This window comes from Candidatus Protochlamydia phocaeensis (genome assembly GCF_001545115.1).
GTDB classification, from domain to species: Bacteria; Chlamydiota; Chlamydiia; order Chlamydiales; family Parachlamydiaceae; genus Protochlamydia_A; species Protochlamydia_A phocaeensis.
Genome location: NZ_FCNU01000031.1, coordinates 141991 through 155714 on the forward strand (window position 1 = coordinate 141991; position 13724 = coordinate 155714).

Below are 13724 nucleotides of genomic sequence, written 5' to 3' on the forward strand. Positions count from 1 at the left end.
AGACTTCCCATGACTAAACAGCCTTACGCGATCGCTACACGCGCTATTCATGCCGGCCAAGAGCCGGATCCTACAACCGGCGCCATTATGACGCCGATTTATGCGACTTCTACTTATGTCCAGGAAAGCCCAGGAAAACACAAAGGATTTGAATATTCGCGCACCGGCAACCCAACACGCTTAGCTTATGAGCGCTGCATGGCTGATTTGGAAGGCGGACGATGTGGTCTGGCTTTTGCCTCAGGAATGGCAGCCATTGCCACTACTCTAGAAATCTTGAAACCCGGCGACCATGTGATTGTATGCGATGATGTCTATGGGGGAACCTATCGCCTATTCGAAAAGGTTCGCAAGCGATCCGCCGGACTTCAGGCTTCTTTTGTCGACCTGTCTTCGCCAGATAAAGTTGAAGCGGCCATTCGGCCGGAAACGCGCATGATTTGGGTTGAAACGCCAACCAATCCCCTGCTCAAATTAATTGACCTCAAGCAAATTGCCACTATCGCACGCAAACATAATCTGATTGCCGTGGCGGATAACACCTTTGCCACGCCTCTTATTCAGCAGCCTTTGGCTTATGGCTTCCATTTAGTCGTGCATTCAGCTACAAAATACTTGGGCGGTCACTCCGATATTATCGGCGGCGTCATTGTGATCGGCGAGGATACGGCTTTGGCTGATCAATTAAAATTTCTGCAAAATGCCGTCGGAGCCATAGCCAGTCCATTCGACAGTTTCTTGGCTTTGCGCGGGCTCAAGACATTGGCCGTTCGCATGGAACGGCATTGCCAACAAGCGATGGAACTAGCTGATTGGCTAAGCCAGCATCCCAAAGTGCAGCGCGTCATTTATCCGGGACTTCCTTCTCATCCCCAGCATGCTTTGGCCAAAGAGCAGATGCGCCATTTTGGCGGCATGATTTCCGTGCAGCTCAAAGGCTCCTTAGCTGATACGCTTCGCATGTTAGAGCGCTGCCAGCTATTTGCTTTGGCCGAAAGCTTGGGCGGAGTAGAAAGCTTGATCGAACATCCGGCCATTATGACGCATGCCAGCATCCCTCCCGATCAGCGCGCGCGGTTGGGCATCACAGATAATTTCATCCGCCTCTCGGTCGGTATTGAAGCCGTCGAGGATTTGCGCGCAGATTTAGACCACGCTTTGCAAGAGATTGAATAAGCTTGTTAAACAGACATAAACGGAAGGCAATGAATAAGCAGGCTAATGGTTGGTGCTAACGTTGCCTCTTCATAAGCCATTTTACTTAAGATAGGTGTCATTTCCTCAATTGCCTTGGCATTCACTAGATGAGGAAAATCAATTAAATTCTTTATGAAGGCATTTAGCTTTTTAGCTTCTGCATGCGTCAAGGAATGCTGCCAGGACGCATCTAAGCCTTTTACCGTTTTCCCCTGGCTTTTCCATTGCGCTTTTAAATTTTCAGTAAGAATGCGCCCCTGTTCTTTCATGAATTGCTCTTCCGAAGAAGAAAAAGAAATAAAAGAAGAAGATCCATGCGTGTGATTTAATTCAGCTTTATCTGCGATGAGTTGAAAATTGCGCGCCTCTTCTCTTGTTAATACCCCTTCCCTTATTCCGCGATCAAGATAGCGAGATAAAAGTTCTGTCCCCGTCCGATAAAGAGAACGCTCTCTCAACCCTTGATTGATCATCTTATCTTGATAAAATTGATGCATCCAATTATGACAGCTAAGAGCCGTTTCGTTCATTCCGCCTAAATGGCCAAAACTAAATAAAAACTGATCCGCAAGTATCTCTTCAATAGCAGTCTTACAGCCATAGCCGCTATAAGGATCGGTCGTATGACTTGCATCCCCCCTTAAAGCAAAAGGCGTTTTTCCCACTTGAACTAAACTTTGCTCCGCTTTTCCAACAAAGATATCGACCAAAAAGTTTTTTTCTACAGACATTTGCTGAATAGAATGGTTTTTGCTCATTAAACTGCTGACAACATCGAGCAGCCCATGCATGTGCTGCGCTCTTTGGGTGAGAACCTCTTCTTGCTGTCTTTTCAACTTTTCAAATTCTAATTTAAGCGATTCTAGTTTCTGCTCCAGCTTGGCTTTTTTATCTCTATTGCTCTCTTTTTTAATCTTCTGCTCAGTTTTACTAATTTTGAAAGCGGCCGTATTTACTTTATCTTTATAGGAATCAATAAAGGTTTGCTCTTTCTCTCTCAACACTCGAATTAAATAGTCATGGGCAGGAACTTTTCCTTTTGCTTCATTCCCCTTGTCTGAAAGAGGAAGATCAAGACCCGGGACAAAGTCATGCTCAGGTATACGAAAAATTGCGGTTGGTCCTCCTTCAGCAACATGTCCATATGCCTTTTCCAATGACACTTGAAAAACCAAGGCATAAATCCCTACTGCAGCAGCTAATGCCACTCCTCTTAAAAAGTTATGCACGCGATACATGAGGCTATGAAAAGAAGAAGGAGAAGCAATAGCGTTAAAGGTCGTATAAGCAATCTGAGTTGTCTTTGCTAAGATCACTCTAGAAATTCCAAGCATGGCACGAGTCGGGCTAGAAGCTCCGTCAGTCGCCACTACCATAGAGGGATAAATGGTTTCCTCTCGGCCATTGTGGTGTTTAATTTTGACTTCTGCTTGTCCCTCTCCATTCTTGGTAATGGAAAGCGGCTCTGTTTGAAATGAAATATTTTTCGTGTGATCTATTTCAGCCAAAATTTGCATGAAATATTTTTCCACATCTCCAATTTGAATTTCTACCAAGTTAGGCTTTAAATGCCCAAAACTCGCCTTTCCATCTCTATCTGCTGCTGAAATGAGTCCTAAAAAGAGTAAAATGGACACATCTTTTGGATCCCCTTTTCCAAAAGTAATCACATTGCTCCGCTTAGCGATTTCATTAGAACGTTTTTCGATAACTCGATAATCATGACCGGTAAAGCCTAAAGCAAAGGCCCTAATCAGTCCTCCTGGCCCGCCCCCAATCACAAGAACTTCTTTTTCCGCTTGTTTTTCTACCTTAGATAAAATATGCCTCAAGCCTTCCATTTTTACCTGATATAAAAACGTCTTCAGCTCTTTGGTCGTCGCTAATTCATGTGCTTTTTTTTCAAAGAGAGGGACACCATCCCAAAATTCTTCTTTAGCGTGTTTAGTAACGGTTTGCTCCGTTTTTATAAGTCCGCAAAGCGCATTAAATGCCCGATTTGTTTTGTCTTCTTGCGAATGGGATTGAAAATCGAGAAAATCAAGAGGAGCCTCGAAAGGATTATGCAAAATTTGTTGACTTTTGACATAAAAATGCATTTTACTTTCAATTGACCACTGAGCAAAAGGAACCTGCTCTTGAAGCTCAGGCAGATGCGCGCTTAAATCCTTCAGTAACTCTTTTTTTCCTCTAAAGGTTCTTTCCACTAAATCAATTTCATGTTTGACGAGGGCTGCTATTTCAGTTAATTTTTCCTCTTTACTTCCCTCTACTTTTAGGTAAAAATCTTTTAATTTACAGAAGTCGGCATAAGTGATGGGTTCACCGATAACATGCCCATGCCGTTTTAAAATATTCTGCAAATGTTCAAAGTTTTCTGCTAAATATGGGTGTTCAATAGTCAATTCATTCAATGTGTGTTCAAAAGAAGAAACGCCCTTTAATTCCCTCGTTCCGTACAGTTGCTCGCGATTGGTCATGATTTTTTCTTGCTCAGCAACTTTTTTCTCTAATATCTGTAGTTCGATCTTTAATTCTTTTAATTTTGCTAATGTGGAACTATCCGTTTTTTTATCTTTTAACCATCTAATTGCTTCCTTGCAAACTTCAATTTGATCGGTTAGAACTTGATGCCACTGAGCGATGTCCGGTTGCTCCGTCTTTCCCTCTAGTTCTACCTTAGCAATTTCCTTGATGCGATTAATTTTAAACATTCCTGACTCAAAAGAAGACATCACTTTTGTTCTTCTTTGAGAAGAACTTTCTTCTAAAGGAATCATATCCTTGATTTGTTGCTCTTTCGTTGGAAAATTATAACTATTTTGAATCATAAAAAAATTAAAATTAAAAAATAATATTTGTATAATTTTATTTTATCACATTAATAATTGTTAAACAAAAACAAATTTACCCAAACAAAAAAAGCAACTAATCGAGAATTAAATAGAATTTTTAGTCAATAAAAAGGCTTCTCAGACTTAAAATATTTTCAACGATGAAGATAGCAGATTCTAATACTAACTTACGTTTGATTTTTTTTACTCTTTCGACTCATTCTAATTTTATATTTAATCATTCACACAAACTAAATCATTAAATATTAATAGTTAATGAATTTCAAAATCCCCTCTTAGAGCAAATTTTTATTGGTCTTTTTCTTATTTGCTTTCCCATTTCATTCCACTATAAAAAACTAGGAGCATTCCCATTAAAAAACAGGCTCCAACGGGAAATAAAAAGTGGCTTATAGGGGAAGAGTCGATTAAGGGATAAATAATAAAAAAAGAGCCCAATAATCCATAAATGGCGGCCATTCTATAATAATTGGACCGTGTGATTTTATAGACCTTTTTATTCTTTTGAATAATTGCATTGATTTCCTTGACGGCTTGCTCGCAAGAATTCCGGCAGGCAATTCCATTCCCCACATCAATTGCACATTGTGTGCATACGCCTTTATTGCAATTCTTACAAATTCCACTAGCTGCTGATTCCCGATGATAATAACAATTCATTTTTGTACCATTTCTGAATTGAATTTAAATAACAACCTGAGTTTAAAGCTTATTTTTCTCAAATGTGGATTAATTAAAGATAAAATTTAGAATAAGAAATTAAAAAACATCGCTAAAAGCAGCTTTTGAAAAAGATGGGATTTCACATCGCCACTGACGAGGCTACTGCCCATGCATGACTTGCGTAGTTTATTTAATTAGCAGGCCTTTTTCTTCTCTATGCCAGACAATTTTGAGTTTAATCCCTGCTCTAGGAATTTGACTGAGGCCATTATGAATTCAGCGATCGTCTATAAATCATATTTATTTAAAATCAGAATAAACATAGTTTAAAAAATTCAATTATAAAAATACTATCTAAACAAGTAGCTCTTGATTTTTATATTTAATAAAAAAAATAAAATACTCGAAATAAAATCCTTTATTCGATCAAGCCGTATCAATGGATAACATTACGCATAGGAGCGTTATTGTCACAAGCGAGAAACGAAACATGCTGCGCGCCCACAAGCGATTATTATCGCTCATAAAGCCCTGTATGCACAACCCGAGCCAAATAAGGCCTAACAAGGCTGCCATGAATAAGTAGGCATATCCCGTATAATGAAAAACTGTCGGCATAAGAGCGACAACAATGAAGGCAAGAATGTAAAGGAGCATATGGACTTTTGTCACATGCATTCCTTTTTTAATGGGCAGAACGGGAAGATCAGCTGCTTTATAATCATCGAACCGGTACATGGCAATCGCTAAAAAATGCGGCATTTGCCACAGAACTAAAATTAAAAATAGAATTAAAGCCCCCATATCGAAGCGGTTACTGGCCGCACAGTATCCAATTACGGGCGGAACAGCCCCTGAAAGGCTGCCGATAAGCGTTCCGTGAATGGAGCGATATTTCCAAACGCCATAAAGACCCACATAAATAACAAACCCGGCAGCTGTAGTAAAGACAGCTAGCATATTGGTATACAAAGCCAGAATAAGAAATCCGCCTATTCCTAAACAGCTAGCGAAGATAAGGGCATTGCTCCCCTTAATCAACTTCCGGGCAAGAGGGCGATGTTTAGTCCTTTCCATCTTCTCATCTGCTTCCCGGTCCAAGTAATTATTGAAAATGCCGGATGAAGCAACAACGAGGGAAACTCCTAATAAAGTGGCCAAAAGCAACCACACGTTAATATGTCCCCTTGAAGCCAAGGCAAATCCACCGGCAGCCGTCATGGCATTGCCCATGATGATTCCCGGTTTGGTAAGCATATAGTAGGTTTTAATCATTGGGAAAGCCTTATAAATTTCTCTGCTGCCTGAGGTCCATATTCATTTCCGGCATAACTCGATTGTCTAAAGTGAACATAATCCAGAGCGAGCCGAATGCTAAAATAACAACGACCATGGCCATAAAAAGAAAAGACAATGTATTCCAGTGAGGCTTGGATTCTTCACCCAAATGTAGAAAGTACAACACTTGAACGATCATTTGAATGACGGCAAGAACAGCGATAGTGGCAATTAATGCCCACTTGCTAAGCATATGTTCGGTAACTAAAAAATAAGAAGCCAACGTTAAGACAAGCGAGACAATAAATCCGATTATATAGGATGCAACAGAGGTTTTTTCCGGATTTGTCTCCGTTCCGCCCATACCAAATTCTTGTTTCATGTGAAGCTCCCCATCAAATACACAATCGTAAAAATAAAGATCCAGATCACATCCAAGAAGTGCCAAAACAGGCTAAAGCACATCAATTTTCTCAAGTTTGCATCTGTTAAGCCATTAAAAAGAATGAGCGCCATAACGACTATCATCCATAGTAAGCCAGAAGTGATATGCAATCCGTGTGTACCGACCAAGGTGAAATAGCTGGATAAAAATCCGCTTCTTTGCCAGCTATTTCCCTCTTGGACCATATGGACGAATTCCCTTAATTCCAAAGTCAAAAAAGAAAGGCCCAGCAAAAAGGTAATGCCAAATAAAGCATACACCTTTGCATACTCATAGCGGCGAGCATATAACATGCCCAAGCCGCACGTAAAACTGCTTGTCAATAAAATGAGCGTTTCGATCAAAGCATAAGGCAAATCATACAACTCTCGAGAACTGGGTCCACCAAAAGTATTATTGTGCAAGACCGCGTAAGTGGCAAATAAAGTGGCGAATAAGATGCAATCACTCATCAAATAGAGCCAAAAGCCAAAAACAGTCCGTGAATAGACGTCCTGTGTATGATGTTGGGCGGTGATAGAATCTGTCATGCGTACTGTTTCCTTGAAGCTTCTATTTTTGCTACTTCTTCAGCTGGTATAACGTATTCCGAGTCTTTCTTAGAAGTCTGGATGATTAAGCAGGCAATGTTCCCTAACAATCCAGCAATGACAAGCCACCAGATCTGCCAAACAAGGGCAAACCCCAAGAAGAGGCTAAAAACACCAATAAAAAAACCCATCGGTGTATTCTTAGGCATATAAATATCTTCATACTGCGGATGTTCATTTTTTCTGACCAATTTGGTCGCCCAAAATGAGTCGCGCTCTTCTACTTGGGGAATCAGGGCAAAATTATAAATAGGTGGAGGGGAAGGAATCGACCACTCTAATGTTCTACCATTCCATGGATCGCCTGTGACATCTTTATACTCTTTGCGCTTCCAAATGCTATAGAACAATTGAATGTTCTGAAAGAGGATTCCCAGAATAATAAAAATCACTCCAGTGGCGACAGTAATAAAAAGAGGCTGCCATCCTGTATCTAGTTCATAATGGTCTAGTCGTCTTGTCGCTCCCATAAATCCCAACACATATAGCGGCATAAAAGCAATCAGATAGCCGATAAACCAAAACCAAAAGGCATAATGTCCCAGCGTCTCATTGAGCTTGAACCCCGTAACCTTGGGAAACCAATAAGAATAGCCGGAAAAAAAGCCAAATAAAACGCCGCCAATAACCATGGCATGGAAGTGGGCAATTAAAAACAAGCTATTATGCACTTGGAAATCCGCGGCGGGAATCGAGAGCAAAACGCCTGCTATTCCTCCGATACTAAAAGAGAAGAGAAAGGCAAAAAACCAAAGCATGGGAGTCGTAAAATGCACGCGCCCGCGGTACATGGTAAACAGCCAATTAAAAATCTTCACGCCTGTTGGAATGGCAATAATGGCCGTCATAATCCCAAAGAACGCATTGATGTTTGGACCGGCTCCCATAGTAAAGAAATGGTGCACCCAGACAATATAAGAATAAAAAGCAATGGCCATTGTCGCCCAGACCATGGCTGTATAACCAAACAAGCGTTTTTCCGAAAAGGTGGCCACGACTTCGGAATAGATGCCGAAGATAGGCAGAATGAGAATATAGACTTCAGGATGCCCCCAAGCCCAAATAAGATTGATATACATCATGAAGTTCCCACCCCCATCTGCAGTGAAAAAATGCATGCCAAGGATGCGATCGAACGATAGCATAAAGAGCGTAGCAGTCAGAATGGGAAAAGCAAAAAGAACGAGGATTAAGCTGCCTAGGGATGTCCATACAAATAAAGGCATTTTCATTAACGTCATGCCTGGACAGCGCATCTTAAGAATGGTCACAAGGAAATTAATCCCTGCTAGCAGGCTTCCAATCCCTGAAATTTGTACAATCCATATCCAATAATCCACCCCCTCTCCCGGGCTAAATTGCAATCCAGATAGCGGTGGATAAGCCAGCCAGCCCGTCTCAGAAAACTTTCCCACAAGCATGGATATGTTGAGGAGCATCGCTCCAACTGCAAATAACCAAAAGCTGACTGAATTTAAAAAAGGAAAAGCAACGTCGCGCGCCCCAATTTGCAAGGGAATAATTAAATTCATGAGCCCAAAAAAAACTCCCATGGCGACAAAAAAGATCATAGTGGTCCCATGAGCGGAAAAAATCTGCTGAAAATGATCAGCCGCTAAAAAGCCATGTGAATCCCCAGTAGAGATAGCCTGCTGGACACGCATCATTGAAGCCTCTGTGACTCCCTTAAAAAGCATGAGGAGAACGACCACGAGATACATGATTCCAATTCTTTTTGGATCCACTGTCGTGATCCATTCATGCCAAAGCCATTTCCAACGTTTAAAATAAGTCGTAATCACGATAAGAAGAATGGAAACGGCAATAATGCCCATTCCGACAAAGTCTTCGATCGCATTATGTATGAAAGCTTGTTCAGTTAATTTTCCAAACATAGTTTTTTTCTCTACTTAGAAGGCATTGGCATCATATATTTCATCATAATTTGATCAAACAGCCCCTTATCAGCCAATATAAAAGAAGAACGGGGATTGTTCTTGCTGGGCTTAGCCAGCTGATCGTAGCCTTTTTGATCTAGTTTATCTGCCGACTGCTGCATGGAATGCACCCATCGCTCAAAATCGGCTTCTGAAGAGGCATGCGTGGTGAACCACATGCCGGAAAATCCTTCTCCGCTTAAGTTCGCTGAAGATCCCCTGTATTCGCCAGGTTCATCCGCGATTAAATGCAATAAGGTTCTCATGCCCGGCATGGCATACACTTGACCGCTGAGCTGAGGAATCCAAAAAGAATTCATGGGAGCATCAGCCGTGATTTCAAATTTAATGGGAGTCTTCTCCGGGATCTGCAAAAAATTAACGGTTGCAATATTTTGCTCGGGATAGAGAAAAAGCCATTTCCACTGCAAAGCGACAACTTGTATGGTTAATGTTTTTTTATCCGATTCGATAGGGCGGAAGGGATCCAGTTCATGGCTCGTTTTCCAAGTAATGATGGCAATGATGAAAATAATAATGCATGGCACTCCCCACCAAACGGCCTCGGCAATAAAACTATAATCCCAATTAGGCTCATATTTATTATGCTTTTTACTTGCTCTGTAAAGCCAGGCAAAAAAAGGCGTCATCAACAGCACGGGAATGACAACAAGGAGCATTAATCCGATTGAAATGAAAATAAGATCGCGCTCTTTGAGAGCAATGAGTCCTTTTGGATTTAGCATGGCGATTTTGTCGCTGTAAATAAGGACCAAAGCGGTTGACACCAGCATGACAACGGCTGAAAGAATCACCGAGAGCTTGAATTGAAATTCTTTATCTTTCATAAAATTACTTGAAAAATGACAGCCAATTAATGAGAGCGACTTTCTAAACCTGGGTCTAATTACTTTTACATGAAGCCAGTCTCCTTGTCTAGCATAAAATTAAAAATTTATTTTCACTCAAACTCTTTAAATACTTGAGTAAACACCTTTTGCATGCCCTAATGGACAGCTTCATGAAAGAGCAAAGTGTTGACGGCAATTTATCGATGCCTATACGCATGCTTGGCTTCTTTCCGCAGTACTTCTTGCCCTTCCTTATATTCTGAAGAGGGCCATAGCTCTGCAATGGAAACGGGAAGGGCTTGTTTGAGGCGATTGATCTCCCCTACAGAAATATGTTGACTAAGAAGAAGAAAGACGGCTCGTACGATGACTTCACTGTTCTCTTGTCCTAATTCCAAGCTATTAAAATGAAAAGAGGCCAACCCAAAAAACTCTTCTGCCGTTTTGACTTTCACTGGAGTGGTGGCGGGCACCCATCCCTCAAAATAAAATCCCCTAACCAACATAGGCAGCTGGGCACTTAATTTAACGGATACATTGACGGTTAACCGATCCCGCAAAGCATGCAGTGTACCCCTTAAAGCCAAATAAGCTTTATGCTCATCATTCCAATCCAGAATTTCCATTAAATCGCGCAACCATGAATAAGTTTTTTGCACGGTTGTCTCAAAGACCTCTACTAACATAAAGACCTCCCATTAGACGAATGCGACAAAACGCTTTATCTGCAAAGTATAAATCCACCCTCATATTTTCAAGATTTTTTTACACAAAAAATTTCATTTTTAACATAAAGAGAATGGAGGGCCTTATATGATTTCAATTAGGCAGGCAAAATGAATAAATGGCAGAAATTAAGCGCAGCGGTCCTTCTTGCCGCCTTATTATCGAATTGCACAAGACTTCCTCAGCAAAATGAGGAATACGTCTCAGGTTTAGTTCAAGATAGAATCGCAAAAAATACCTGCTGGCAAAAGGCTTGCCATCAAGATCCAGCTATCGCTGAATTCATTCAAAATGCAGTCAGTCAAACGCTTAGCGTTGATCAAGCTGTCCAAGTAGCGCTATTGAATAATCCCCGTTTACAAGAAGCTTTTGAAGAGATTGGAATCGCACAGGCCGATTTAATTGAAGCGGGCCTTTTATCCAATCCTGTTTTTGAAGGATTCATGCGCTATCCTGATGCAAAAAGAGCAAAAATTGATGCTGAAATCTCTGTCATGCAGAATTTTCTAGATGTTTTTCTCATCCCTTTAAAAAGACGCCTTGCCTCGGCTGAATTACAGCAAACGCTCTACGAAACAAGCAGCAAGATTCTTGATTTATCCTTTGAAGTAGAGGAAACCTACTACGCCCTGGTGGCGGCCTATCAAAGAAGAGATCTTCTAAAGATGATGATTGAGCTGGCCGATATTGCCAATCAAATCGCGTTGGCTCAGATTCAAGTGGGCACGATTTACAAATTAGACTTACAGTTGCGGACAGCGCAGTATCTTGAAAAGACAGTCGAGCTAGCTGACGCGGAAAGAGCGCTTATTCAGCTAAAAGAAAAGCTCAATTCCCTAATGGGCCTTGCAAGTGGTAAGGTCTGTTGGACGGTAGAAAATGAATTGCCTTATATACCTTCTTCAGAGCCCAATCTCGATTGTTTAGAATCTATCGCCTTTTATGAACGGCTGGATATTCAAGCAGCCCGCTGGAATGTTGAGCGCCTGGCGAGGTTTTTCCCGACCGTCCAATGGTGGACTTTTACAGGCTTGCAGGCCGGCTTCTCCTCAGAAAGAGATGCGGACGGCATACGCGTCACAGGTCCACAGTTTTCCGCCAGCCTTCCCTTATTCAATTTCGGACAAGCAGACAGGCATCGCCTCTTTGCCCAGTTTAGGCAAGCAGTGGATCGCTTAGCGGCTCTGGAAATCGATACTTATGCCCAAGTTCGTGAAGCAAGAGAACTTTTACTCGTCTCACGCAATCAAGTGAGCTTATATGCAGGCAAGATTTTGCCTAACCAAGCACAAATCGTCCATTCAACCGAAGAATTATACAATGTCATGGGAGTGGGAGTATTTGAGCTTTTAGATAACAAGCGCAATCAGCTTCAAGCCTATCTCAATTATCTTTTAGCTTTGCGGGATTATTGGATTGCAAGAGTAAAATTAGATAAAGCCATCGGCGGCAAATTGTATTTAATTGGTCCCGCCTATCAAAACGACTGTTGCGAAGAAGGAGGGAAGGAAGAATGAAACGATTCTGCACGAGCGCCATAAGCTTATTGTTTGCTGTTTTATCTGCTCAAAACGAGCACGAATCAAGCAGCCATATGCCAATGTCCCTCCATCATGTCTCTTCTATTCCATCCTCTATGCCTATGCCAAACAGCCAATCGATAGCAGATCAACACCAAACGAGTTGCCAAAAAGAAGGCAAGCCAACTCTGCTAAAAGGAGTTTCAAAATATCCATCGATCATTACTCCCAATGCAGGCTCGCTTCCTTGGAAAATGGATGGGCAAGTCAAAGTTTTCCACTTGATTGCAGAACCTATCACAAGAGAATTTGCTCCCGGATTTTGGGTCAATTGCTGGGGATATAACGGCTCAAGCCCTGGTCCAACTATTGAAGCCGTTGAAGGAGAGCGTGTAAGAATTTACGTTACCAATAAACTGAATGAACCCACTTCTGTACATTGGCATGGCATCCTTCTTCCTAACGGCATGGACGGCGTATCAGGCTTGACTCAGGGATCGATTCAACCGGGTGAAACATTCAAGTATGAGTTTACTCTCAAGCAAAACGGCACATTTATGTACCATCCCCACTCAGATGAGATGACGCAAATCGCCCTTGGCATGATGGGATTTTTTATTATTCATCCAAAAAAGGCAGAAGATTTTCCTATCGACCGCGACTTTGCCATTTTTCTGCATGAATGGCGCATTCCCATGGGAACCCAAACGCCTCTGCCTTTTGAAATGCTTGATTTTAACATTTTTACTTTCAATAGTGTCCTCTATCCTCAAATTGAGCCGCTTGTCGCTAAAAAAGGAGACCGTGTCCGCATTCGCTTAGCCAATGTCATGATGAATAGCCACCCCATCCACTTGCATGGTCACGAATTCGTCGTCACCAGGCGAGGAGCCCAGCGCATTCCCCCATCAGCCCAATATACAGAAAACACTGTGAACGTCGCACCGGGTGAAACGCGAGATATTGAATTCATTGCCGACAATCCTGGTGACTGGGCTTTTCACTGCCATAAGTCTCATCATGTCATGAATCAAATGCGCCATGATTTGCCAAATTTGATAGGCATTAACAAAGCGTCCATTGAAGAAAAGATTCGCTCCTATTTTCCTGATTTTATGGGATTGATGAGCATCAACGGAATGGGCGAAATGTTTGAAATGTACGGAACGGATCAGAATAAAATGAGCATGCCCATTAAATTGCCCGCCAACCTTTCCCCTATTGGCAATCCAGGTCCTTTCGGCGTTATCGAACTAGGAGGCATGTTCACGCTTTTTAAAGTAAGGGAGAATCTGGAGAGGTATGCCGATCCAGGTTGGTATCAACACCCTCCAGGAACAGGGGCTCAACTGATTGATAGTAAAGATGAAGAATTTTTGGAATGCCATTTCGACCTCTCCCGGGCAAATAAAAGAAATGGACAAAATGTCCCCATTAGGGATATGAGCAAGGTAAGTTGGCTCGGCCAAGAAGAAAATAGTGCCTCCTCATTCAACCAAAAGCCAATCAATTGGATGCAGAGCAGGCCTGAAGACAGTATGGAATATCGCCATATGCATATGAATGAACATTTAAATAGAATAGATAAGCAAGGAATGTCAGATAACCCCCATATGCATCATGACAACTATTAGCCTGTCGCAATTAAAATTAATACTAAGC

The 13724-nt window shown here is 41.7% G+C and carries 11 protein-coding genes; 3 read left to right on the forward strand and 8 right to left on the reverse strand.

Translation table 11 applies throughout. The features are described 5' to 3' along the window. Positions 1-9 precede the first annotated feature (9 nt). Entirely contained in the window at positions 10-1176 is a 1167-nt protein-coding gene (locus tag BN3769_RS12345; protein ID WP_068471044.1) for a cystathionine gamma-synthase, read from the forward strand. Between the two features lie 5 nt (positions 1177-1181). Here BN3769_RS12345 and BN3769_RS12350 read toward each other — a convergent pair whose 3' ends face one another. The 8 genes from BN3769_RS12350 to BN3769_RS12385 all read right to left on the reverse strand — a co-directional run bounded on the left by BN3769_RS12350 (position 1182) and on the right by BN3769_RS12385 (position 10502). After that, positions 1182-3977: an FAD-dependent monooxygenase gene (locus BN3769_RS12350; protein WP_068471046.1), complete on the reverse strand. Its 2796-nt coding sequence runs from the start codon at positions 3975-3977 to the stop codon at positions 1182-1184. Positions 3978-4355: 378 nt separating this feature from the next. Further along, positions 4356-4712: a hypothetical protein gene (locus BN3769_RS12355; RefSeq protein WP_068471048.1), complete on the reverse strand. Its 357-nt coding sequence runs from the start codon at positions 4710-4712 to the stop codon at positions 4356-4358. Positions 4713-5141: 429 nt separating this feature from the next. After that, the gene (cyoE, locus tag BN3769_RS12360; RefSeq protein ID WP_068471050.1) at positions 5142-5990 is read right to left on the reverse strand and encodes a heme o synthase; all 849 of its coding nucleotides are present in this window, start codon (positions 5988-5990) and stop codon (positions 5142-5144) included. 10 nt (positions 5991-6000) lie between these two features. Beyond that, positions 6001-6375, reverse strand: coding sequence for a cytochrome o ubiquinol oxidase subunit IV (gene cyoD, locus BN3769_RS12365; RefSeq protein ID WP_228840696.1), 375 nt, complete (start codon positions 6373-6375; stop codon positions 6001-6003). Continuing rightward, positions 6372-6968 (reverse strand): cytochrome o ubiquinol oxidase subunit III, encoded by a 597-nt coding sequence (gene cyoC, locus BN3769_RS12370; RefSeq protein ID WP_068471052.1) that lies wholly within the window; start codon positions 6966-6968, stop codon positions 6372-6374. Before cyoC ends, cyoD begins: the two co-directional genes overlap by 4 nt. Then, positions 6965-8923 carry a cytochrome o ubiquinol oxidase subunit I gene (cyoB, locus tag BN3769_RS12375; RefSeq protein WP_068471053.1) on the reverse strand — a complete coding sequence of 653 codons (1959 nt, stop codon included), beginning with the start codon at positions 8921-8923 and terminating at the stop codon, positions 6965-6967. Before cyoB ends, cyoC begins: the two co-directional genes overlap by 4 nt. 11 nt (positions 8924-8934) lie before the next feature. After that, positions 8935-9813: a ubiquinol oxidase subunit II gene (gene cyoA / locus BN3769_RS12380; protein WP_079989555.1), complete on the reverse strand. Its 879-nt coding sequence runs from the start codon at positions 9811-9813 to the stop codon at positions 8935-8937. Positions 9814-10013: 200 nt separating this feature from the next. Then, positions 10014-10502, reverse strand: coding sequence for a DUF2267 domain-containing protein (locus tag BN3769_RS12385; protein WP_079989556.1), 489 nt, complete (start codon positions 10500-10502; stop codon positions 10014-10016). A 150-nt stretch (positions 10503-10652) separates the two neighbouring features. Between BN3769_RS12385 and BN3769_RS12390 the strand changes: the two genes are divergently transcribed. Beyond that, entirely contained in the window at positions 10653-12059 is a 1407-nt protein-coding gene (locus tag BN3769_RS12390) for a TolC family protein (RefSeq protein ID WP_068471055.1), read from the forward strand. After that, on the forward strand, positions 12056-13696 hold the full coding sequence (locus BN3769_RS12395) for a multicopper oxidase family protein (protein WP_228840697.1): 1641 nt from the start codon (positions 12056-12058) through the stop codon (positions 13694-13696). The genes BN3769_RS12390 and BN3769_RS12395 overlap by 4 nt, the downstream gene beginning before the upstream one ends. The last annotated feature ends 28 nt before the right edge of the window (positions 13697-13724 follow it).

Coding starts and splice junctions, on each gene's coding strand:
- BN3769_RS12345 (WP_068471044.1), top strand. CDS start 10: ATGACTAAACAGCCTTACGCGATCGCTACACGCGCTATTCATGCCGGC.
- BN3769_RS12350 (WP_068471046.1), bottom strand. CDS start 3,977: ATGATTCCTTTAGAAGAAAGTTCTTCTCAAAGAAGAACAAAAGTGATG.
- BN3769_RS12355 (WP_068471048.1), bottom strand. CDS start 4,712: ATGAATTGTTATTATCATCGGGAATCAGCAGCTAGTGGAATTTGTAAG.
- cyoE (WP_068471050.1), bottom strand. CDS start 5,990: ATGATTAAAACCTACTATATGCTTACCAAACCGGGAATCATCATGGGC.
- cyoD (WP_228840696.1), bottom strand. CDS start 6,375: ATGAAACAAGAATTTGGTATGGGCGGAACGGAGACAAATCCGGAAAAA.
- cyoC (WP_068471052.1), bottom strand. CDS start 6,968: ATGACAGATTCTATCACCGCCCAACATCATACACAGGACGTCTATTCA.
- cyoB (WP_068471053.1), bottom strand. CDS start 8,923: ATGTTTGGAAAATTAACTGAACAAGCTTTCATACATAATGCGATCGAA.
- cyoA (WP_079989555.1), bottom strand. CDS start 9,813: ATGAAAGATAAAGAATTTCAATTCAAGCTCTCGGTGATTCTTTCAGCC.
- BN3769_RS12385 (WP_079989556.1), bottom strand. CDS start 10,502: ATGTTAGTAGAGGTCTTTGAGACAACCGTGCAAAAAACTTATTCATGG.
- BN3769_RS12390 (WP_068471055.1), top strand. CDS start 10,653: ATGAATAAATGGCAGAAATTAAGCGCAGCGGTCCTTCTTGCCGCCTTA.
- BN3769_RS12395 (WP_228840697.1), top strand. CDS start 12,056: ATGAAACGATTCTGCACGAGCGCCATAAGCTTATTGTTTGCTGTTTTA.